The organism is Primorskyibacter flagellatus (genome assembly GCF_048268605.1).
Lineage (GTDB): Bacteria > Pseudomonadota > Alphaproteobacteria > Rhodobacterales > Rhodobacteraceae > Primorskyibacter > Primorskyibacter flagellatus.
Genome location: NZ_JBLWVF010000002.1, coordinates 19,835 through 40,789, shown reverse-complemented (window position 1 = coordinate 40,789; position 20,955 = coordinate 19,835). Strand labels below are relative to the sequence as shown.

19 protein-coding genes are annotated in these 20,955 nt (G+C 61.6%); 10 read left to right on the top strand and 9 right to left on the bottom strand.

What is annotated here, in order from left to right; translation table 11 throughout:
- Positions 1-2: 2 nt before the first annotated feature.
- Positions 3-803, bottom strand: a complete 801-nt coding sequence (locus ACN0WV_RS03420; RefSeq protein WP_417604117.1) for a metal ABC transporter ATP-binding protein — start codon at positions 801-803, stop codon at positions 3-5.
- A 13-nt stretch (positions 804-816) separates the two neighbouring features.
- On the bottom strand, positions 817-1,779 hold the full coding sequence (locus ACN0WV_RS03415) for a metal ABC transporter solute-binding protein, Zn/Mn family (RefSeq protein WP_417603853.1): 963 nt from the start codon (positions 1,777-1,779) through the stop codon (positions 817-819).
- A gap of 133 nt (positions 1,780-1,912) precedes the next feature.
- Here ACN0WV_RS03415 and ACN0WV_RS03410 point away from each other — a divergent pair, with 133 nt between their 5' ends.
- The 4 genes from ACN0WV_RS03410 (at position 1,913) to ACN0WV_RS03395 (ending at position 6,313) form a co-directional block, all read left to right on the top strand.
- Positions 1,913-2,605: a glycosyltransferase family protein gene (locus tag ACN0WV_RS03410; RefSeq protein WP_417603851.1), complete on the top strand. Its 693-nt coding sequence runs from the start codon at positions 1,913-1,915 to the stop codon at positions 2,603-2,605.
- Between the two features lie 73 nt (positions 2,606-2,678).
- Positions 2,679-3,668, top strand: a complete 990-nt coding sequence (gene deoC / locus ACN0WV_RS03405; RefSeq protein ID WP_417604116.1) for a deoxyribose-phosphate aldolase — start codon at positions 2,679-2,681, stop codon at positions 3,666-3,668.
- Between the two features lie 6 nt (positions 3,669-3,674).
- Positions 3,675-3,974: a hypothetical protein gene (locus tag ACN0WV_RS03400; RefSeq protein ID WP_417603850.1), complete on the top strand. Its 300-nt coding sequence runs from the start codon at positions 3,675-3,677 to the stop codon at positions 3,972-3,974.
- The gene (locus tag ACN0WV_RS03395) at positions 3,971-6,313 is read left to right on the top strand and encodes an aldehyde dehydrogenase family protein (protein WP_417603848.1); all 2,343 of its coding nucleotides are present in this window, start codon (positions 3,971-3,973) and stop codon (positions 6,311-6,313) included. The genes ACN0WV_RS03400 and ACN0WV_RS03395 overlap by 4 nt, the downstream gene beginning before the upstream one ends.
- Positions 6,314-6,424: 111 nt before the next feature.
- On the opposite strand, the gene tdh is transcribed toward ACN0WV_RS03395, so the two are convergent.
- The 3 genes from tdh to ACN0WV_RS03380 form a co-directional block, all read right to left on the bottom strand.
- Positions 6,425-7,450 carry an L-threonine 3-dehydrogenase gene (tdh, locus tag ACN0WV_RS03390; protein ID WP_417604115.1) on the bottom strand — a complete coding sequence of 342 codons (1,026 nt, stop codon included), beginning with the start codon at positions 7,448-7,450 and terminating at the stop codon, positions 6,425-6,427.
- 11 nt (positions 7,451-7,461) lie between these two features.
- Positions 7,462-8,646 (bottom strand): glycine C-acetyltransferase, encoded by a 1,185-nt coding sequence (locus ACN0WV_RS03385; protein WP_417603847.1) that lies wholly within the window; start codon positions 8,644-8,646, stop codon positions 7,462-7,464.
- 97 nt (positions 8,647-8,743) lie between these two features.
- Entirely contained in the window at positions 8,744-9,310 is a 567-nt protein-coding gene (locus ACN0WV_RS03380; protein WP_084350729.1) for a helix-turn-helix domain-containing protein, read from the bottom strand.
- Between the two features lie 255 nt (positions 9,311-9,565).
- Between ACN0WV_RS03380 and ACN0WV_RS03375 the strand changes: the two genes are divergently transcribed.
- A complete protein-coding gene (locus ACN0WV_RS03375; RefSeq protein ID WP_417603846.1) occupies positions 9,566-10,747 on the top strand; it encodes an acetyl-CoA C-acyltransferase family protein in 1,182 nt (393 codons plus the stop codon).
- 109 nt (positions 10,748-10,856) lie between these two features.
- On the opposite strand, the gene ACN0WV_RS03370 is transcribed toward ACN0WV_RS03375, so the two are convergent.
- On the bottom strand, positions 10,857-11,417 hold the full coding sequence (locus tag ACN0WV_RS03370) for a putative glycolipid-binding domain-containing protein (protein ID WP_084351156.1): 561 nt from the start codon (positions 11,415-11,417) through the stop codon (positions 10,857-10,859).
- 208 nt (positions 11,418-11,625) lie between these two features.
- On the opposite strand from ACN0WV_RS03370, the gene ACN0WV_RS03365 reads away from it, so the two are divergent.
- On the top strand, positions 11,626-13,821 hold the full coding sequence (locus ACN0WV_RS03365; RefSeq protein WP_417603845.1) for a response regulator: 2,196 nt from the start codon (positions 11,626-11,628) through the stop codon (positions 13,819-13,821).
- A gap of 3 nt (positions 13,822-13,824) precedes the next feature.
- Here the strand turns inward: ACN0WV_RS03365 and yaaA are convergent, their stop codons facing one another.
- The 3 genes from yaaA to ACN0WV_RS03350 form a co-directional block, all read right to left on the bottom strand.
- Positions 13,825-14,607 (bottom strand): peroxide stress protein YaaA, encoded by a 783-nt coding sequence (gene yaaA, locus ACN0WV_RS03360; protein ID WP_417603844.1) that lies wholly within the window; start codon positions 14,605-14,607, stop codon positions 13,825-13,827.
- Between the two features lie 30 nt (positions 14,608-14,637).
- Positions 14,638-16,701 carry a DNA helicase RecQ gene (recQ, locus tag ACN0WV_RS03355; RefSeq protein WP_417603843.1) on the bottom strand — a complete coding sequence of 688 codons (2,064 nt, stop codon included), beginning with the start codon at positions 16,699-16,701 and terminating at the stop codon, positions 14,638-14,640.
- Between the two features lie 122 nt (positions 16,702-16,823).
- Positions 16,824-17,117: a YggT family protein gene (locus tag ACN0WV_RS03350; RefSeq protein ID WP_417603842.1), complete on the bottom strand. Its 294-nt coding sequence runs from the start codon at positions 17,115-17,117 to the stop codon at positions 16,824-16,826.
- Positions 17,118-17,249: 132 nt separating this feature from the next.
- Between ACN0WV_RS03350 and ACN0WV_RS03345 the strand changes: the two genes are divergently transcribed.
- From ACN0WV_RS03345 to ACN0WV_RS03330, 4 genes are read left to right on the top strand one after another with little or no spacing between them, the layout of a single operon-like run.
- Positions 17,250-17,786 (top strand): acyl-CoA thioesterase, encoded by a 537-nt coding sequence (locus tag ACN0WV_RS03345; RefSeq protein WP_417603841.1) that lies wholly within the window; start codon positions 17,250-17,252, stop codon positions 17,784-17,786.
- 55 nt (positions 17,787-17,841) lie between these two features.
- Entirely contained in the window at positions 17,842-19,182 is a 1,341-nt protein-coding gene (locus tag ACN0WV_RS03340; RefSeq protein WP_417604114.1) for an MFS transporter, read from the top strand.
- Positions 19,179-20,090, top strand: a complete 912-nt coding sequence (gene mepA, locus ACN0WV_RS03335; RefSeq protein WP_417603840.1) for a penicillin-insensitive murein endopeptidase — start codon at positions 19,179-19,181, stop codon at positions 20,088-20,090. The genes ACN0WV_RS03340 and mepA overlap by 4 nt, the downstream gene beginning before the upstream one ends.
- Entirely contained in the window at positions 20,063-20,944 is an 882-nt protein-coding gene (locus ACN0WV_RS03330) for an esterase-like activity of phytase family protein (protein ID WP_417603839.1), read from the top strand. The genes mepA and ACN0WV_RS03330 overlap by 28 nt, the downstream gene beginning before the upstream one ends.
- Positions 20,945-20,955 lie beyond the last annotated feature (11 nt).

Sequence of the window (20,955 nt, the reverse complement as noted above, 5' to 3'; positions counted from 1 at the left end):
GCTTAGACCGTCCCCAGAACCAGTTGGTCAATCTGCCCGGTCGCCAGACGTCCGCCATAGGCCTCTTGCAGGTTGGCGGCGGTAAAGGCCGCCTCGACCGACCCTTCGGCGATCTTGCGGCGATTGATCAGGAAGACATTGTCGAAATACTGCGCCACCGTTGACAGGTCGTGATGCACGGCAACAACCGTGCGCCCCTCTGCCCGCAATTCCTTCAGAACCACGATGATCGCGCGCTCTGTCGCGGCATCGACACCGGCGAAAGGTTCGTCCAGCAGGTAAAGCTCTGCATCCTGCGCCAGCGCGCGGGCGAGAAACACGCGTTGTTGCTGCCCACCGGACAGCTGCCCGATCTGACGATCCGCGAAATCGGCCATGCCAACGCGGTCAAGACAGGCAAGCGCGCGCGCCACATGCCGCGCACGGACAGGCCGCAACAGGCCAAGCTCTCGGCTCAGGCCCATCAAGGCGACATCCATCACCGTGGTCGGAAAATCCCAATCGACGCTGGCGCGTTGCGGTACATAGGCGATGCGGGCGCGCTGTTTCGCCAGCGGCTTGCCAAAGACCGTCGCGGTCCCGGACAGGGGGCGGACGATCCCAAGCGCTGCTTTCAGAAGCGTCGACTTGCCTGCGCCGTTCGGACCGATGATGGCGGTCATCGCACCGGGTTCCGCCGTCAGGTCGATGGAAAAGATCGCCGGGTCCTCGCCGTATGAGACGGTCATCCCACGAATTGCCAGCGGGCTTTGCGCAAGGGTGTCCGCAACCGGGCGGCCTTCATCGGTTGCCAATTGTGGCATTGCGTCTTTCATATCAAATCCCTGCCGACAGCTTGCCGGACATGCCCTGCGCGGGCACATCGGCCCCAAGCGCGCGGGCAATCACGGTGATGTTGTGATCAAGCATCCCGATATAAGTGCCTTCATATGTATCTGCCTGGCCCATCGCGTCCGAGAAAAGCTCTCCGCCGATGCGGACGTCATGGCCCTGTGCGGCAGCGCCTTCGATCAGCGCCCGGATGTTGCGATCAGAGACAGAACTTTCCACAAATACCGCCTTGATGTCACGCGCCACCAGCGTATCCACCAGCATGCGGATACGTTGCAGCCCCGCTTCGCTTTCGGTCGAGATGCCCTGGATGCCCAGAACCTCAAACCCGTAGGCGCGGCCGAAATAGCCGAACGCGTCATGCGCAGTGACCAGAACACGGGCGGGTTCCGGCACCTTGGCAAGCGTTTCGTGCGCATAGGCGACCAGCGCGTCGATCTCGGCGACGAAAACCTCCGCGTTGGCGGTGAATATTTCCGCGTGTTCGGGGCGGGCGTCAATCAACGCATCACGGACCCGCAAAGCCACCGGGCGCCACAGTTCAGGTGCCATCCAGACATGCGGATCGGCCTTGTTCTCATAATCGGCGTGACGCAGCAGCAGATCCGACGGCACCGCCTCGCCCACCGCGACGACATTGCGGGACGTGGCGAGACGCTTGAAGAACTCCTCCATCTGCGCCTCAAGATACAGCCCGTGCCACAGCACCAGATCGGCGCGGGTGATCGCCACGATGTCAGAGCGCGTCTGGCGATAGGAATGCGGGTCAACCCCCGGACCCATCAGCCCGCGCACCTCTGCCAGCGGACCGGCAATGCGGCGCGCCGTATCGGCGATCATGCCGGTGGTTGCGACAATTGTGAGTGTGTCCTGTGCTGCCGCAATGCGCGGAAGCGTAGTGACGGCCGTGGCCCCAGCGAGGCCTAGAAGGAGATTGCGACGTTTCATGTGGCATGCATATGCGAGTCATTCTCATAAAGTCAATGATATTGAGAATTATTCGCAACTAAAGCGCCGATTTACCCCGGCCCGGCCCCGCGCTATGACAAACAGGGCAGGAATTGGCAGGAAAGGCCGGGTAATGGACCGAAGTGGCGGACGCGGGGTGATGTATATTGCATGGGGCAGTGCCCATGTGGATGTGGCCCGGAGATCAGCGGCCAGCGTCAAGAAGTCGAATCCCGGTCTACAGACCTGTATCTGGTGCGCCGAAAGCGATGACACCAGCGGCTTTGACCTCAGCTTCGTGATCCCGGAAGGGCTGAAGCGGCCCAAGGTGGACCTGTTGCCCGACACGCCCTTCGACGAAACGCTTTATCTGGATAATGACACGATCATTCGCGCCGATCTGGGCAGCCTGTTCGATCTGTTGCAGAAATTCGAGCTGTGCGGCGCGCATGTCATGCTGTGGCATCGTCCCCGGCATCGCAAGGTCTGGCGCAAGGAACCGCCAGACGCCTTCCCAGAGATCAATTGCGGCGTGTTGCTGTACCGGTCATCCGACCGTGTGTTCGACTTCTTCCGGGAATGGAGCCGAGCCTTCGCGGTGGCGGGGTTCCGCGTCGATCAGGTGACGTTCCGCGAACTGCTGTGGGAATCCGACCTGCGCTTTTACGTTTTCCCGCCGCAATACAACAAACGCATCTTCGAGCCGTCCGAGGTGATCTGGTCCGATCAGCCAAAGCCGCGCATCGTGCATCTGCCGATCCTGCGACCGCAGAAAACCCGGTTCAAGACGTGGTTTGGCGAACAGATCGCCCGCTACTGGGGCTGACGCGACGGGCAAGCTTGCCAGCGGGTCGTCGGCGTGCCACGCTTGGCCTCTCTGAACCAGCCCGGACATGACGATGGACAGCAAGACGACAACCGCCACGCATCAGCTTCCACAGGCGCTGGAGCCGCGCAATCCGGGGATGGATCTTGATCTGGATTGGGTGGCGCGAGCGCAGGCAAACCGATCCGCCATCGAACGACGCGCGGCATCTCTGCCGGGGCGGCGTTCGGTCAAGAAGGACTACCAGGCCGCCTGGCTGTTGAAAGCGATCAGTTGCATTGATCTTACGACCCTGGCCGGTGACGACACCGAAGGCCGCGTGCGCCGCCTGTGTGCCAAGGCCCGCCAGCCGGTACGCGTCGATCTGCTGGCCGCGTTGGGCGTCGAGGGGCTGACCACCGGTGCGGTCTGCGTTTATCACGACATGGTGGAATGCGCCGTGGACGCGCTGCAAGGATCCGGCATTCCGGTCGCCGCCGTGTCCACAGGCTTTCCCGCAGGGTTGTCGCCCTTTCATCTGCGCGTCGCCGAGATAGAGGAAAGCGTCCGGGCGGGCGCGTCAGAGATCGACATCGTGATCTCTCGACGGCATGTCCTGACCGGTAACTGGCAGGCGCTTTACGATGAGATGCGGGCCTTTCGTGCCGCGTGCGGGGATGCCCATGTCAAGGCGATCCTCGCCACCGGAGAGTTGGGGACGTTGCAGAATGTCGCCCGCGCCTCGCTGATCTGCATGATGGCGGGAGCCGACTTCATCAAGACCTCCACCGGCAAGGAAAGTGTGAACGCCACGCTACCCGTCACGCTGGTCATGGTGCGCGCGATCCGCGAGTTTTTCGACGAAACCGGCTACCGCGTTGGCTACAAACCTGCGGGCGGAATCTCCAAAGCCAAGGACGCGCTGACCTATCTGGCGCTGATGAAGGACGAGTTGGGCCGCCCCTGGGTGCAGCCGGATCTGTTCCGCTTTGGCGCATCGTCCCTTCTGGGCGATATAGAACGGCAGTTGGAACATCACGTCACCGGGGCCTATTCGGCATCCTGGCGCCATGCGCTAAGCTGACCCGCCATGCCGATGTCCAGCAACCACGCGCTATTCGCCGTTTTTACCATGCTGGTCGTGCTGTCGACCATGTGGCGCCGCCGGCGTCTGCGCCGCGCTGTGCGCGACCTGCCGACGCGCATGCAGCGGCTGCTTGGTCCGGAACCGTTGTTCAGCCCGCCCCCGGACGACGACCTGCCCGACGGGTTGCGCAGCTATGCGGCGCTGCACAAGCGCACGCGCCTTATCAACTATGCCTGCTGGGCCATTGCCGCGCTTTACGCCGCGCTGATCGTGTTTCTTCTGCTGAAAGACACTCCGACATGACCGTAAAAGAGATCTTTGAGACCATGGATTATGGACCTGCCCCCGAAAGCGCTGCCGAAGCTCTGGCATGGCTCGCGGAACACAGCGATGGATTTGGTCATTTCATTGACGGCACCTTCACCAAGCCCGGCGCAGGGTTTGATAGCCGCAACCCCGCGAATGGCGAGGTTCTGGCCACGCTCACCCAGGCCACGCCGGCAGATGTGGACAGCGCCGTGGCGGCGGCGCGGGCGGCTCAGGGCAAATGGGCCAAGCTTGGCGGCCCCGGCCGTGCGCGCCACCTTTATGCCTTGGCACGGTTGTTGCAAAAACACGCCCGGCTGTTTGCGGTGCTGGAGACGCTGGATAACGGCAAGCCCATCCGCGAAAGCCGCGACATCGACGTGCCCTTGGCACAGCGGCATTTCTACTATCACGCCGGCATGGCGCAGCTTATGGAAAAGACCCAGCCGGGGCGCGAGGCTTTGGGGGTTTGTGGCCAGATCATCCCGTGGAACTTTCCGCTGCTGATGCTGTCATGGAAGATCGCACCCGCGCTGGCGATGGGCAACACGGTTGTGCTGAAGCCTGCGGAATACACCTCGCTGACCGCGTTGCTTTTTGCCGATATCTGCCGTCAGGCCGGGCTGCCCAAGGGCGTCGTGAACATCGTGACCGGCGATGGCGACGTGGGCCGGATGATTGTCGATGCAGATGTGGACAAGATCGCCTTCACCGGATCGACAGAGGTGGGGCGCGCGATCCGCGAAGCCACTGCCGGGTCGGGCAAATCCCTGACGCTGGAACTGGGCGGAAAATCCCCCTATATCGTGTTCGAGGATGCCGATCTGGACTCCGCCGTCGAGGGGCTGGTCGATGCGATCTGGTTCAATGGCGGTCAGGTCTGCTGTGCGGGTTCGCGCCTGTTGGTGCAGGAAGGCGTATCGGAAGATTTCTACCGCCGTCTGCGCCGCCGCATGGACGGGCTGCGCGTGGGCGACCCCTTGGACAAATGCATCGACATCGGCGCGATTGTGGATCCGGTGCAGCGCGAAAGCATCGCCCGCATGGTTGACAGCAATACCGAGGGCGAGACCTATCGCTCTGCCGCCACTCTGCCCGCGACAGGCTGTTACTATCCGCCGACGCTGATCACCGGGCTTAGCCCGGCCAGCACCTTGATGCAGGACGAAATCTTTGGCCCTGTCTTGGTTGGCACGACCTTCCGCACCCCGTCAGAGGCGGTGGAACTGGCCAACAACACCCGTTACGGCCTTGCCGCAAGCGTGTGGAGCGAGAACATCAACGTGGCGCTGGACATGGCCCCCAAGCTGGTTGCCGGTGTGGTCTGGGTCAACGGGACGAATATGCTGGACGCCGCCGCAGGGTTTGGCGGCATGCGCGAAAGCGGCTTTGGCCGCGAAGGCGGCTGGGAGGGGCTGACCGCCTATACGAGGCCAACAGGCAAGCCCAAACCCTTGTCCAAGATCGAAGCCTTCACAGGCGACAAGGGGCCGGAGGACGGCATTGACCGGACGGCCAAGCTCTATATCGGGGGCAAGCAGGCGCGGCCCGATGGCGGCTATTCGCGCGGCGTCTATTGCAAGTCCGGCACGCTTCTGGGTCAGGTGCCGATTGCCAACCGCAAAGACATCCGCAATGCGGTCGAGGCGGCCCAGGGCGCGAAGGGCTGGCCCGCCGCAACGGCCCATCTGCGCGCGCAAGTGCTGTATTATCTGGGTGAAAACCTGTCAGCACGGGCCGAGGAATTTGCCAACCGGCTGAACCAGATGACCGGCGCGCGCACAGGCGCGAAAGAGGTCGAGGCCGCCGTGGACCGCCTGTTCACCTATGCGGCATGGGCCGACAAGCTGGATGGCGACGTCCGCTCTGTCCCGCTGCGCGGCGTGGCGCTGGCGATGCGCGAACCGGTGGGAGTGATCGGCGTGCTGTGCCCGGATGAGGCCCCGCTGTTGGGGTTGGTGTCTGTCATGGCACCCGCCATCGCGATGGGCAACCGGGTGGTGCTGGCCGCGTCGGAGCCTTTTCCGCTGGCGGCCACGGATTTCTATCAGGTGCTGGAAACCTCTGACGTGCCAGCGGGCGTCGTCAACATCCTGACCGGCAACCATGCAGAGCTGGCACCGACCCTCGCCACGCATGCCGATGTGAACGCGGTCTGGAGCTTTTCGTCCACCGACGTTGCCGCCACGGTTGAACGCGGCGCCGCTGGCAACCTGAAACGCACCTGGGTGAATAACCGCCAATCGCGTGACTGGATGGGCGAAAAAGGCGAAGGCCAGACATTCCTGGACGCCGCGACCGAAATCAAAACGGTCTGGGTGCCTTACGGCGCCTGAGGCACAGGTATCAGGCGCTTTGTGAACGGTTTCCGCCCGTTTTGGCTGGGCGTGAGGGGCACGGAAAGGGGCAAGAGGGGCAGCGCCCCCTTCCCGATGCTTGCCCGGCCGTTAACGCCAGTCCAGCACGACCTTGCCGCTGGATCCGCCGCGCATCTCTGCGAAGCCTGTTTCAAACTCGGCAGCGGGAAAGCAGTGGGTGATGATGCCGGACACGTCCAGACCGTTTTCCAGCATTGCAATCATCTTGTACCATGTCTCGAAAATCTCGCGGCCATAGACGCCCTTGATGGTCAGGGCCTTGAAGACGATGCGGCTCCAGTCCACGGGCGTCTTGCCCGGTGGGATGCCCAGCATCGCGATCCGCCCGCCCATCACGAGGCTATCGACCATCTGATCGAAGGCGCGGGCATTGCCCGACATCTCCAGCCCGACGTCAAAGCCCTGCCGCATTTTCAGACGGGGAATGACGTCCGCCAGATCTTCTTTGGCGACGTTCACCGGCACCACATCCGTGACCTTTTCGGCCAACGCCAAACGGTCGGCGTTCACATCAGTGATGACCACATGGCGCGCGCCGACATGCCGCGCAACGGCCGCCGCCATGATGCCGATGGGGCCTGCGCCGGTAATCAACACATCCTCGCCCACCAGATCAAAGCTGAGCGCCGTATGCACCGCATTGCCCAGCGGATCGAGGATCGCACCGATGTCGTCCGGGATACTGTCCGGCAGCGGCACCACGTTGAACGCGGGCAGGCGCAGGTATTCGGCAAAGGCCCCCTGTTCGTTGACACCGATGCCGCGCGTTTCAGGGTCCAGATGGAATTTTCCTGCGCGGCTCTGGCGGGAATGCTTGCCAATCAGGTGCCCCTCACCAGAGCACCGCTGGCCGATTTTCAGATCCTCGACATCCCGCCCCAGCGCCACGATCTCGCCGGCGAATTCATGGCCCGTGACCAAAGGTACCGGCACGGTTTTCTGCGCCCATTCATCCCAGTTCCAGATATGCACATCGGTGCCGCAGATCCCGGTCTTGTGGACGCGGATCAGCACATCGTCCGGGCCGATCTCTGGGATCGGACGTTCTTCCAGCCATAGCCCCTCGCGGGGTTCCGCCTTGACCAGTGCTTTCATTGTCTCGGCCATCAGATCACCCCCGTGGCTTTGCCCGCGACCTCAAAGGCGGCGAGTGCTTTGTCCAGATCGTCGCGTGTCAGGGCGGCGTTCATCTGCGTGCGAATGCGGGCCTTGCCCTTCGGCACCACCGGAAAGAAAAAGCCCGAGACATAGACGCCCTCGTCGAACAGCCGCGAGGCCATATCCTGTGCCAATTGCGCCTCACCCAGCATCACCGGAATGATCGGATGTTCGCCGGGAAGCAGATCAAACCCCAGACGGGTCAGCCCCGCGCGCCAGTATTTGGCATTCTCGAACAGTTGCGCACGCAGGGCGTCGCCCTCTTCGACCAGCCGGATCGCCTCGATCCCGGCCGCGACAACCGAGGGCGGCAGCGCGTTCGAAAAAAGGTAGGGGCGCGCGCGTTGGCGCAGCAGGTCCACCACCGCCTGCGGTCCGGCGATATAGCCGCCGATCGCACCGCCAAGCGCCTTGCCCAGCGTGCCCGTCAGGATGTCGGCCTTGATGCCGAAATGCGCGGGCGTGCCTGCGCCTTTCGGCCCCATGAACCCGGTCGCGTGGCAGTCATCGACCATCAGCAGAGCGTCATAACGGTCGGCCAGCGCACGGATCTCCGGCAGCTTGGCCAGATAACCATCCATGCTGAACACGCCGTCGGTGGCGATCATCACATGACGCGCGCCAGCGTCGCGGGCCGCTTTCAACTGGGCCTCAAGATCGTCCATGTCGGAATTGGCGAAGCGATAGCGTTTCGCCTTGCACAGCCGAATACCGTCGATGATCGACGCGTGGTTGAGACTGTCTGAGATGATTGCGTCTTCCGGCCCCAGAAGTGGCTCGAACACTGCGGCGTTCGCGTCGAAACATGCTGCGAACAGAATCGCGTCATCCGTGCCAAGGAAGGCCGCCAGCCGCTCCTCCAGTTGCGTATGCAGGTCCTGCGTTCCGCAGATGAACCGCACAGAGGCCATGCCGTAGCCGTGATCGTCCATCGCCTGTTTGGCGACGGCAATCAGATCGGGATGATCCGCAAGCCCGAGGTAGTTGTTGGCACACAGGTTCAAGACTTCGCGCCCGCCAACATCGATACGCGCGCCTTGCGGCGAGGTGATCAACCGTTCGCGCTTCATCAGGCCGTCAGCCTCAATGCCACGAAGTTCGCCTTGCAGATGGGTCAGAAAAGCCTGGGTCATGGGGATGAGTCTCCTTTGTCGAGACAACTCTACCATAGCGGATTAAGTTCCGAAATAGAAGAAATCCGTAATTACGGATATTTTCCCTTATGCCGGATTAGCCGCCCATCACGATCAGGAATGCCTGCACCTCGCCGCCTTCGGCCGCGATCTTATGGGGTATGTCGGCCGCATAACGTGCGGTATCTCCCGGCCCAAGCCGTGCTACCGCGTCCCCTGACCGGACCATGACCGTGCCAGAGACCACTGTCAGTTGCTCGCGGGCACCTCGCGTGTGGGGTTGACTGTCCAGTACACCACCTGACCGAAGCAACAGCTCGTATACCTCATGCCGACCAGCCTCTTCTGGGGGCGACAGGATGCGAATCCGGCACCCTTCCCCCATATTGTCGATGGTCGGCACCTGATCGGCGCGCAGCACCTCGACGGTCTGCATCACTTCGGCGGTCTCAAGCAGCCCCGCGAAATCCACCTGAAGCGCCCGCGTCAGGTTCCACAAGGTTGCAATCGTGGGCGAGGATTCCCCGCGCTCGATCTGGCTGACCATAGAGCGCGAGACACCCGAAAGTTTCGACACCGCCTCCAGCGACAGGTCCTGCGCGCGCCGGGCCTCTTTCAGACGTGCGGGAAGGCGCAACAAAATATCGTCATGTTCATCCGTCATATAGGACGTGATGCCCTGCTTGGCGACGTTCTGTCAATCGCTAGACAGGACCTTCCATGTCGCCCAGCCTGTACAGCGCACGTCCGGTGACGTTCTTGATGCCGGCCAGACCCCGAACAATCGCAACAAGGACAGGGCCGCCGATTGATGCGACCGGGAACAAAAAGTGGTGGCGCAGCCCGTGACGTTGCGTCAGGCTACCACATAACGCTGTCTGCGTCATAACTTCAGCAACAACTGGTAAAGGATCCTATCATGTCAGATGATATCGTTATTCTCAGCGGCGCACGCACCGCCGTCGGCACGTTCGGCGGCGCGCTTGCCGGCACATCCCCCATTGACCTTGGTACAGTTGCCGCGCGCGCTGCTCTGGAACGTGCTGGCGTCGAAGGCGGGCAGATTGGCCATGTCACCTTTGGCCATGTCATCAACACCGAACCGCGGGACATGTATCTTAGCCGAGTCGCCGCCATGCAGGCCGGCGTGCCGGACACCACGCCCGCCATGAACGTGAACCGGCTTTGCGGGTCCGGCGCGCAGGCGATCGTTTCGGTCGTGCAATCACTGATGCTGGGGGACGCGGATTTCGGTCTTGCAGGCGGTGCCGAAAACATGTCGCGCAGTCCCTATATCGTGCCGGATCAGCGCTGGGGTGCCAAGATGGGCGACATCCGCACGCTGGATATGATGCTGGGCGCGTTGAACTGCCCCTTCGGCACCGGACATATGGGCGTGACCGCCGAGAATGTCGCCGCAGAACACGACATCACACGCGACGCGCAGGACGCCTTTGCGCTGGAAAGCCAGAAGCGCACGGCCGCTGCGATCAGCGAGGGACGCTTCAAGGACCAGATTGTGCCTGTAGAGGTGCGGGTAAAGCGCGACATGGTGGCCTTTGACACGGATGAACATCCCAAGGCCTCAACCACGGCGGAAATTCTGGCCGGGCTGCGACCGGCATTCCAGAAGGATGGCACGGTCACGGCGGGCAACGCTTCGGGCATCAATGACGGTGCGGCGGCACTGGTACTGGCGCGCGCCAGTGCGGCGGAAAAGGCCGGGCTGAAGCCCCGCGCGCGTGTGTTGGGCTATGCCCATGCCGGTGTGCGACCGGACGTCATGGGCATCGGTCCTGTTCCAGCCGTCAAGGCGCTTCTGGAACGGACGGGCCTGAAAGCCGACGATTTCGACGTGATCGAATCCAACGAGGCCTTTGCGGCGCAGGCGCTAGCCGTGAACAAGGGTCTGGGGCTTGATCCGGCAAAGGTGAACCCCAATGGCGGGGCCATCGCCCTTGGACACCCAGTCGGGGCCACAGGTGCCATTATCACCGTCAAAGCCCTGTACGAGCTGGAGCGGATCGGCGGAAAGCGCGCCCTGATTACAATGTGCATCGGCGGCGGTCAGGGTATTGCCTTGGCAATCGAACGCATCTGAAGCTTTGCGCCCGCCCTTTCTGGCGGGCGCATCAAACACCCCTCGATGTCGCCGTCGACGCAAATTCAGCGTCTTTACCGGCAATTCGAAGCTGGACGTGGCCAAACCCTCAGGTCATGACTTGCCTCTCCCAAAAGCCGGGATAAAGCGCCACGAACCCGTCATCCGCCACCTTCAGCTCTGTCTGAAATTCCGTCTGTTCGGCTTCGTAACGCACCAGCCCGCCACGCTCGCGGGTATAGGCCTGGTTCAGGGGCCGCAACGCGCCCTCGGGTTCGCACAGCCAAGCCGCACGGGCCTGCATCCGACCCACCTCGCATAACCGGCGCAGCGGCATCAAGTTGGTGGCAGGCGTGAAACCGAGGTCAATGTCCACCGCGCCTTCGACCGCCGGTTGCGGCACATCGTTCAATGCCCAGTTGTCTCCGTTTCGCAGAAGACGCAAGGCCACCGGCTGATCGCGGAATGTGCCGGTGACATCGGCGCTTTGCGTAAACCAATCGCCGTCGCAGCGGATCACATAGTCCAGATGCGACCACCCCTGCCCGTCGCCAAAACGCGCATGTCCGATCAGCATCCATCCCGCACCCGACCGGACAAGGCGACAGCGATCTCGCCCCTCCCGGTCCAGCGCGCGCCATTCCGCTGTGGCAACAGTTTCGGCAGTCATGGACACCTCCAGAACGGTATGCCGGGAATCCGACCCTGACACCCCGCTGAACGCGCGTGTCAGATGCCTGAAATCCTAACCCGGATCGGTTGAATGGTGACACGACATGGCACAGCCAAGCAAGGAGTCTGCGGACCAGGGCGTTTAAGAAGTTTTTCATATCAATGAAGCATCGTCTGGCGCAGGACCAACCGAGCCGGAACAAGGCATGAGCTTTGCAACCAAACTATCAGAGGAACGCCGCGCACGGCTGGCGGCCGAACGCCTGCTGGAACTCAAACAGGCGGAACTGTTTGCCGCCAATCGCAAACTGGGCAAACATGCCCGTGCCTTGTCGAACGAGATCACGGAAACCCGCGCCGAAGTGTTGACCGTGCGGACAGAAAACCAGCGCGTGAAATCTGACCTGAGCGTTGCCAACCAGAAGATCGAAATTGCAGAGCGTCGCCTGTGGCAATCCATCCGGACGATTCAGGATGGGTTCGCCTTTTTCGATGCCGACAACATGATGATCGCCGCCAACCATGCCTATCTGTCTGTGTTCGACGGGCTGGAAGAGGTGCGCCCCGGCATTTTCTATCCCCGCATTCTGCAACTCATCACCGAAGAGGGGATCGTCAACATCGGCGATCAACCGCCCGCCGAGTGGCGCGCCATGATGATCGACCGTTGGGAAACCGATAATCCTGACCCGATCACGCTGAAATTGTGGAACAATCAATATATCAAACTGGTCGATCAGCGTGGGCAATGCGGTGATGTCGTAAGCATCGCGCTGAATATCACCGAAACGGTACGCTATGAAAAGAGACTGAAAGACGCGCAACGCCGCGCCGAGGCCGCGAACCGCGCGAAATCCACCTTCCTCGCGAATATGAGCCACGAGATCAGAACCCCGATGAACGGCGTCATCGGCATGGCGGATCTGCTGTCAGACACCGATCTGAGCGAAGAACAACGTCTTTATGCCGAAACGATCAAGAATTCTGGTGAAGCTTTGCTGGTGATCATCAACGACGTACTCGATTATTCCAAGATCGAGGCTGACAAGCTTATCCTGCACCCGGAACCTTTCAATCTGGAACGAAGCCTGCACGAAGTCGCGATGCTGTTTCAGCCGACAGCGCGCGACAAAGATCTTGAAATGATGATCGACTATGACATGTTTCTACCGGCCTGGTTTGTCGGCGATCCCGGTCGCTTGCGGCAAGTTCTGACGAATCTTATTGGCAACGCACTGAAATTTACCCAAACCGGGCATGTGCTGATCCGAGTCGTGGGCATGTGCTCTGACCAGAAGAATGCCGCGATCCATGTCACGGTTGAAGATACCGGTATCGGCCTGCCCCCCGACAAGGCCGAACATATCTTTGGTGAGTTCAATCAGGTCGAGGATGAGCGCAATCGCCAGTTTGAAGGCACCGGGCTGGGCTTGGCGATCACCAAACGGCTTATTCACTTGATGGGCGGCAATATCTGGGTGGATTCCGAGGTAGGCTGCGGATCCTGCTTCGGGTTTCGTATCACCCTACCAATCGCAGAACCTTTAACCAATCAAAACCCGGTTCTGCCGAAGAACCTGCGCCGGGTCATGGTGGTGGACGACCAGCCGGTCAACAGCATGATCATGCAAAAACAACTGACCGTTCTGGGCATCGAAACCCTGATCTGCACATCTGCGCAAGCTGCGTTGGAAAAACTGCACACGGCACCAGATGTTGTCATCCTCGAACAGCAGCTACCCGACACGACGGGACTCGCCCTTGCACAGGAAATGCGTGATCGCGGGCTTTTCGCGCCGATCCTGTTGCTTTCAAACATCCCCGGCGAAACCGTGGCGGACCCCGCGCGTGAATGCGTGCACACCGTATTGCAAAAGCCGTTATCTCGGCGTTCGCTGTTCGACGAGTTGGAAGCATTGGCCAAAGCAGCGCCACCCAAGGCGCACCCCCGGCCCGCACCCACGCCCATCATGGAAGCCTCGGTCACCTCTCCGGGCAGCGCGCGTCAGATGAAGCTGCTGGTGGCAGAGGATAACAAGACCAATCAGTTGGTGTTCAAGAAAATGGTGTGCACGCTGGATCTGTCGCTTCGCTTTGCGCAAAACGGGATAGAGGCGGTCGCCGCCGTGGCAGAGGACCGTCCCGACCTGATTTTCATGGACATCTCGATGCCGAAAATGGACGGGAAGGAAGCCACCGGTCACATCCGCGCGGCCGAACCAGACGGCCAGCACGTCCCCATCGTCGCGCTGACTGCTCATGCAATGGCCGGCGACCGCGAAGCCATCATCGCCTGCGGGTTGGATGATTACATGACCAAGCCTCTGCGCAAGGCCGAACTGACGGAGATGATCGAAAGGCATCGTCCCGGCGACACAAGACCCGTCAGCCCGTCGCAATAGCCGTCAGGCGGCCTGGGCTGCCTCGCTGCGGACAAAGACCGGGCGCTCCGGAGTGCTGAGATCCGGACGCAAAGCATATCCGCCGGTATCGAACTCTGTCAGGCTGGCGGGATCGGTCAGACGGCGCTGTATGATGAAACGTGCCATCGCCCCTCGTGCGCGTTTGGCGAAGAAGCTGACAATTTTCGGACCGCCCGGCTTCTCCTCCATGAAGACCGGCGTGATCACGCGCAGCTTCAGGGCCTTGGGCGCAACCGCTCCGAAATATTCCTGGCTCGCACAATTCACCAGCACATCCGTGTTCAGTTGCTCTGCCTGCGCATTCAACGCTTTGGACAGGTCGTCGCGCCAATAGTCATACAGATTGCGCCCGCGGCGCGTCTTCAGCCTGCTGCCCATTTCCAGCCGATACGGCTGTATCGCATCGCAAGGACGCAAAACCCCGTAAAGGCCGGACAGAATGCGCAGATGGTCCTGCGCCCAGACAATTTCATCGGCGTCCAAGGACGCCGCTTCAAGCCCCATATAGGTGTCACCGGCAAAGGCCAGCGCTGCAGGGCGCACCGCATCCATCTGGGGTTCCTCGGAAAAGTCACGAAAGCGGTCACGGTTCAGGCGCGCCAGATCGGGACTGAGATCCATCAGTTTTTGCAGGCTGCCAAGCGTTTGATTGCGCATGGTTTTGGCCAGCCTGTTGGCATCGTCCAAAAGGGATGGCGTGGTCATGCTGTGCTCGGGCCGCTCTGCCCAATCCAGCCGCTTTGCCGGCGAAATCACTATCAGCATATCAACCCCCTTCGAAATCCGTCCAACGACTTAGCCCGCTTCGTGGATCGCGTCCAGAAAGGCCGGGCCGAACCGCGCCACCTTTTGCGCGCCCATGCCCTGAATTGCCTCAAGATCGGCTGCCGTGCCGGGGCGTCGCTCGGCGATGTGCCGCAAAGTGGCCGTGGTGCAACTGAGGTATTTCTCGGTCCCGTCCTCGCCGCGCGACAGCCGCGCCTGCGCCTCTTGCAACCGGTCGAACAGCGCCCCTGACGCACGGCCGGCCATCTTGCGCCGCACCGGGTGCATCTCTTCTGCGGCACCGGTGATTACCTCCAGAAACGCAGTCCCGTAGCTTTCCAGCTTTTTCGCGCCGACACCGCCGATACGCGCCATCTGGTCAAGCGTTCCGGGGCGCGTTTCGGCCATTTCCACCAGCGTCCGGTCGTTGAAGATGATATAGGCCGGCACCCGAGCAGCCTCTGCCAGGGCGCGGCGTTTGGCCTTGAGGGCCGATAGAAGCGGTGCGTCCTCTTCGCTGACCATCGCCTTGACGGCGGGCCTGCGACTGGCCGAAGCTGCCCGAATGCTGTCGCGGCGAAGGTCGATCTGCGCCTCACCGCGCAACAGAGGCAAGGCCGCATCCGTCATGCGCAGCGCGCCGTGGCGTTCAGGATCGGGGCGCAGCAGATCGTGTCCCATCATCTGCCGGAACAGCGCCTGCCAGCCGCGCTTGTCGAATTCGCGTCCTACCCCGAAAGTGGGCAACCGATCATGCCCCTTGTCGCGAACCTTGTCGGTCAGGTTCCCGGTGAGAATATCGATCAGGTGGCCCGCACCGAAATATTCGCCGGTCCGCAATGCAGCCGACAGCGCCTTTCGCACGGCCTCTGTTCCATCGAACACTTCGGCAGGCTGGTCGCAAAGATCGCAATTCCCGCAGATTACGTCGGTTTCGCCAAAATAGCCCAGCAGCGTCTTGCGGCGACAGTGCAACGCCTCGGCCAGACCCAGCAGCGCGTTCAGCCGCCCGTGATCGGCGGCGCGGCGTTCCGGCGGGGCCAGCCCTTCGTCAATCTGGCTGCGGCGCAGGCGTATATCCTCGGGGCCGAACAGGGTCATCGTTTCGGCGGGGCCGCCATCACGCCCGGCGCGGCCGATTTCCTGATAATAGGCCTCGATGCTTTTGGGCAGATCGGCATGGGCGACCCAGCGAATGTCGGGCTTGTCTACGCCCATTCCGAAGGCAACAGTCGCCACCACGATCAACCCATCCTCGCGGGCAAACCGGGACTCGACTGTGCGGCGGTCCTCGGCATCCATCCCGCCATGGTAGAAACACGCGTTGTGCCCGGCCTGACGCAGTGCCCCTGACAAGCCTTCGGTCTTTGCGCGCGTGCCACAATAGACAATCCCCGACTGTCCCTTGCGCGCATTGGCAAAGTCGAGGATTTGCCGCCGGGGGCCGTCCTTACCAGCAAAGGCCAGATGAATGTTCGGCCGGTCAAACCCGCGCAGAAAACGCTGTGGCTCCACCCCGGCAAACAAGCGCGTGACAATTTCATCCTGCGTTTCAGCGTCGGCGGTCGCGGTAAAGGCGGCAACCGGCACGTCCAACAGTTCACGCAACTCGCCGATGCGCAGGTAGTCGGGGCGGAAATCATGCCCCCACTGGCTGACGCAATGCGCCTCGTCCACGGCGATCATCGAAACGCCGATGCGGCGCAGCATCGAGATGGTTCCGCCTGCCGCCAACCGTTCGGGCGCGAGGTAAAGCAGCTTCAGCGCGCCGGATTCAAGCTCTTGCCAGACGGTGTCCGTCTCTTCCTGTGTATTGCCAGAGGTCAGCGCACCAGCAGCAACGCCCGACTCGCGCAGCCCGCGCACCTGATCCCGCATCAGCGCAATCAACGGCGAAATCACCACCGTCACGCCATCGCGCATCAGGGCGGGCAGTTGAAAGCACAGGGATTTGCCGCCGCCGGTCGGCATGATCGCCAGAACATTGCGGCCTTGTGTTACGGCACGCACGATCTCTTCCTGGCCCGGACGGAAGGCACCAAAACCGAATACATCGCTAAGCAGCGCGTCGGCGCTGGCGGAGTCGCGGGGCATGAAAACCTGCTTTGTTATCTACATCTGCTCTGATGCAGACAATCACATACCAAGTCTCGTGAAACAAGGCCGCGTCGTCGGCTTCTTGCCGCAATTCTGCTGCCCTCAAAGGGCCCGCAGCGTCAGTAGCTGTAGAACAGCGCCGCGTTGTTCTTGAGTACGATCTGGATCGCGTAAACCGCGACCAGCGCCACCAGCGGTGCCAAGTCCAATCCGCCCATCGCCGGAAGGATCCGGCGAATGCGGCTGTAGACCGGTTCAAGCAGACGGTTGAGGCCGTCCCATATCTGTGCCACCAACGGCTGCCGCAGGTTGAGCACCTGAAAACTGATCAGCCAGCTCATGATGACATGGGCGATGATGATGAACCAGACGATGTTCAGAATCAGCAACAGGATCTCGTATAGCGATTGCATGCGGCTCGTCCCTTAAGGTCTGTATCGCAGGCACAGGTAATGGCGCACGGCCCAAAGGGCAAGAGTGCCGCAAGGTTGCAATTGACGCGCCCGGCGGCCCTGCTCAGGTATTGCGGTAAAAGGAGACTGCCGATGTACCCGTTCATTCGCATGGCCAAAGAGTTGGTGATCAATCGCAAGGCGTCAAAGCTTTCGCCGACCGGCACCCATGTATCGCGCCATATGTGTCTGCCTTGGGACATCGACCTCTGGGCCGAGTTGAACAACGGCCGGACGCTGACGGTCTATGATCTAGGACGCATTCCTCTGGCGCAGCGCACCGGGTTGATCGGGGTGCTTCGACGTCAGCGCTGGGGCTTGACGGTTGCCGGCGTTTCGGTGCGCTATCGCCGTCGCATCCGGATGTTCGACGTGGTCGAGATGCGCAGTCGGCTTGTGGGCTGGGACGAAAAGTTCATCTATCTGGACCAGTCAATGTGGCGCAAGGACGGCGCTTGCGCCAATCAGGGCCTTTACCGGACGGCGGTAACCGGCCCTGACGGAATTGTCCCCCCGGCTCAGGTGGCCGCGGCCTTGGGCGCGAATCCGACATCGCCGCCCCTGCCCGACTGGATCCGGGCCTGGATCACGGCCGAGGATCAGCGTCCCTGGCCGCCGAAGCAGGATTGACACTTCCAGTCACACAGGGGCAGGGTCGCGCAAGTTTCAAAGCCGGAGGACCGTCATTGTGGCAACGATATCTCTGCGCAAGCGGGTCTGGGGCTGGTTCTTCTTTGACTGGGCAAGTCAGCCCTACAACACGTTGCTCATCACCTTCATCTTCGGGCCATATGTCAAGGAATTGCTTGATGACGGCGCGGGCGCGCAGGCCGCTTGGGGTTACGGCATCACGGCTGCTGGTCTGGCAATAGCGGTTCTCGCACCGGTTCTTGGCGCATTGGCCGACATCTCGGGCAACCGGATCAGGTGGATTTGGCTGTTCTCGGCCATGTATGTCATCGGCGCGGGCATGCTTTGGTTCGCCGCTCCGGATGATTTCAACCTGCTTTTCACGCTGATGTTTTTTGCAATCGGGCTGGTCGGAATGGAGATGGCGACGATCTTCACCAACTCCATGCTGCCAGACCTTGGCCCCCGTGAGGACATCGGCAAACTTTCGGGCAATGGCTGGGCCTTTGGCTATGTCGGCGGTTTGCTGGCGCTTGTCATCATGCTGACACTGTTTGCGGAAAGCGCCGAAACCGGGCGCACAATTCTGGGGATCGAGCCGATCCTTGGTTTCGACCCCATGCAACGCGAGGGAACCCGGTTTGTCGGACCATTGACCGCGCTTTGGTATGCGCTTTTCATGGTTCCGTTCTTCCTGTTCGTCCGCGAACCACGCCGCATGGCCAGGCCCGCAGGTGCGTTCGGCAAGGCGATGCGTCAGTTGGGCTCGACCATTCGGAACCTGCCGCACACGCCTTCGCTTTTCGCCTATCTCGGCTCGTCGATGCTCTACCGCGACGCGTTGAACGGAATGTACGCGTTTGGCGGCATCTACGCGGCGGGCGTGTTGGGCTGGGGCGTCGTGGATACCGGAATGTTCGGGATCATCGCCATCATCGCTGGGGCGATCTTTGCCTGGATCGGGGGGCGCGCTGACGCTGTGTTCGGCCCCAAGCCGGTGATCACCACCTGCATCATCGTCCTGACATTCGTCGCGATCGCGATCACGCTTGTCAGCCGCGAGACATTGTTCGGAATTGCCGTTGCCGAAGGCTCTCGGTTGCCTGACATCACATTCCTGACGCTTGGCGCGATCATTGGCGCGGCGGGCGGTGTGATCCAGTCGGCCAGCCGCACGATGATGGTGCGGCAAGCCCGGCCCGGCCATATGGCAGAGGGGTTTGGCCTGTTTGCACTGGCGGGGAAAGCGACCAGCTTCATCGCCCCGGCAAGCGTCGCCGTCGCGACCCAACTGACCGGATCGCAGCAACTTGGCGTGACGCCGCTGATCGCCCTGTTTCTTTTGGGGCTTTTTCTGCTATTCTATGTCAAAAGCGACGGAGATCGAGCAGCATGATCCGCATTGTGACCGGCCTTGCATTGGCCCTGAGCCTCGCCGCCTGCGGTGGTGGCAAAACCGAGAAAACCATAGAGACCGTCGGAAGTTCAGCCGGTGTGCTCAGTTCGAAAAGCGCCAAGCAGCTTTTCGGAAACGAGGCCGGAGGGTCAGGGCAATCGCCCGCGCCCTATGGCAGTTACGCCAAAGGGTGCCTTGCCGGCGGTGTTCAACTGGCTGAATCCGGTCCGACCTGGCAGGCGATGCGCCTGTCCAGAAACCGCAACTGGGGTCATCCGGAACTGGTGGATTTCGCCAAGAACCTCAGCCGGAAGGCCGCGCAGCAGCCGGGTTGGAACGGTCTGTATTTCGGCGATTTCAGCCAGCCGCGCGGCGGGCCGATGCTGTCGGGTCATGCCAGCCATCAGGTCGGTCTGGACGCCGATATATGGCTGCGTCCGGCGGATAACCTGAACCTCAGCGTTTCCGCCCGTGAAAACATCTCGTCAATCTCCATGCGGCGGGCGGCCGGCGCATATACCAACAGCAACTGGACCCGCGCCCATCACGAGATCGTCAAAGCGGCGGCCAAGGATCCACGCGTCGCACGGATCTTCATCTTCCCCGGTGCCAAGGTGCAGATGTGCAATGACGAAACCGGCGACCGTGCCTGGCTGAACAAGATCCGACCATGGTACGGGCATCACTACCATTTCCATGTGCGTCTGCGCTGCCCCCGTGGCGCGTCGGGCTGCGTTGACCAAACGCCCCCGCCCGCAGGCGATGGCTGCGCGGATGCAAAAAACTGGGTGAACAACATCCTCAACCCGCCGCCGCCGGATCCCAACGCCCCCAAGCCCAAGCCGAAACGCGAACTGACCTTGGCTGACCTTCCGCGTCAATGCGCCGCCGTATTGTCGGCACCCTAGCCGTTGCCCTCGGGCTTTCGTCAACGCTGAACGCTTTCGCAGATGTGGATCAAAACGCCCGACTGGTCGGGTCGTTCATCTGGCAAGGCGAGGGCAAACGGTTTGGCGGCTTCTCGGGTCTGGAAGTTTCGGATGACGGGCAGACGCTTTACGCGATCAGCGACCGCGGCAGCTATGTAACGGCCCGGCTTGAGCGAACGGACGGACAGATTACGGGTATTGCGTCCAATCGTGTCGTCGCATTGCGCGACTATGACGGCACGTTGATTGGTGGCGGTGGTGACGCGGAAGGGTTGGCCATAGACGCTGACGGGCGCTGGTATGTCTCGCTCGAAGCGTTCCACCGGGTTGTCGCCTATCCCAGCTTCGACAAGGCGACCTGGGTGCCGATTGCTGAAGAGTTCCCCAGCTTGCAGGACAATGCCGGACTGGAAGCGCTGGCGATAGACGCAGCGGGGCGAGTCTATGCCATCCCGGAACGATCAGGCCAATTGACCCGGGACTTTCCAGTGTACCGATTTGACGGCAGCGCATGGTCCATCCCTTTCACAATTCCGCGCTCGGGTGGTTTCTTGCCCGTAGGGGCGGATTTCGGCCCTGAAGGGCGCCTCTACCTGCTGGAACGCGAATTTTCGGGCTTCGGGTTTCGAAGCCGCGTGCGCCGTTTCACGCTGGACAGCGACAGGATCACCGAAACCGAAACGCTGCTAGAGACGACACCCTGGAAACATGACAATCTTGAAGGGATCGCCGTCTGGCAGGACGCACAGGGCATACGGCTGACGATGATCTCTGACGACAACTTCAAATTCTTTCAGCGCACGGAGCTGGTGGAATACATCGTCATCGACTGACTTGATTTGCG

Coding starts and splice junctions, on each gene's coding strand:
- ACN0WV_RS03420 (WP_417604117.1), bottom strand. CDS start 803: ATGCCACAATTGGCAACCGATGAAGGCCGCCCGGTTGCGGACACCCTT.
- ACN0WV_RS03415 (WP_417603853.1), bottom strand. CDS start 1,779: ATGAAACGTCGCAATCTCCTTCTAGGCCTCGCTGGGGCCACGGCCGTC.
- ACN0WV_RS03410 (WP_417603851.1), top strand. CDS start 1,913: ATGGACCGAAGTGGCGGACGCGGGGTGATGTATATTGCATGGGGCAGT.
- deoC (WP_417604116.1), top strand. CDS start 2,679: ATGGACAGCAAGACGACAACCGCCACGCATCAGCTTCCACAGGCGCTG.
- ACN0WV_RS03400 (WP_417603850.1), top strand. CDS start 3,675: ATGCCGATGTCCAGCAACCACGCGCTATTCGCCGTTTTTACCATGCTG.
- ACN0WV_RS03395 (WP_417603848.1), top strand. CDS start 3,971: ATGACCGTAAAAGAGATCTTTGAGACCATGGATTATGGACCTGCCCCC.
- tdh (WP_417604115.1), bottom strand. CDS start 7,450: ATGAAAGCACTGGTCAAGGCGGAACCCCGCGAGGGGCTATGGCTGGAA.
- ACN0WV_RS03385 (WP_417603847.1), bottom strand. CDS start 8,646: ATGACCCAGGCTTTTCTGACCCATCTGCAAGGCGAACTTCGTGGCATT.
- ACN0WV_RS03380 (WP_084350729.1), bottom strand. CDS start 9,310: ATGACGGATGAACATGACGATATTTTGTTGCGCCTTCCCGCACGTCTG.
- ACN0WV_RS03375 (WP_417603846.1), top strand. CDS start 9,566: ATGTCAGATGATATCGTTATTCTCAGCGGCGCACGCACCGCCGTCGGC.
- ACN0WV_RS03370 (WP_084351156.1), bottom strand. CDS start 11,417: ATGACTGCCGAAACTGTTGCCACAGCGGAATGGCGCGCGCTGGACCGG.
- ACN0WV_RS03365 (WP_417603845.1), top strand. CDS start 11,626: ATGAGCTTTGCAACCAAACTATCAGAGGAACGCCGCGCACGGCTGGCG.
- yaaA (WP_417603844.1), bottom strand. CDS start 14,607: ATGCTGATAGTGATTTCGCCGGCAAAGCGGCTGGATTGGGCAGAGCGG.
- recQ (WP_417603843.1), bottom strand. CDS start 16,701: ATGCCCCGCGACTCCGCCAGCGCCGACGCGCTGCTTAGCGATGTATTC.
- ACN0WV_RS03350 (WP_417603842.1), bottom strand. CDS start 17,117: ATGCAATCGCTATACGAGATCCTGTTGCTGATTCTGAACATCGTCTGG.
- ACN0WV_RS03345 (WP_417603841.1), top strand. CDS start 17,250: ATGTACCCGTTCATTCGCATGGCCAAAGAGTTGGTGATCAATCGCAAG.
- mepA (WP_417603840.1), top strand. CDS start 19,179: ATGATCCGCATTGTGACCGGCCTTGCATTGGCCCTGAGCCTCGCCGCC.
- ACN0WV_RS03330 (WP_417603839.1), top strand. CDS start 20,063: ATGCGCCGCCGTATTGTCGGCACCCTAGCCGTTGCCCTCGGGCTTTCG.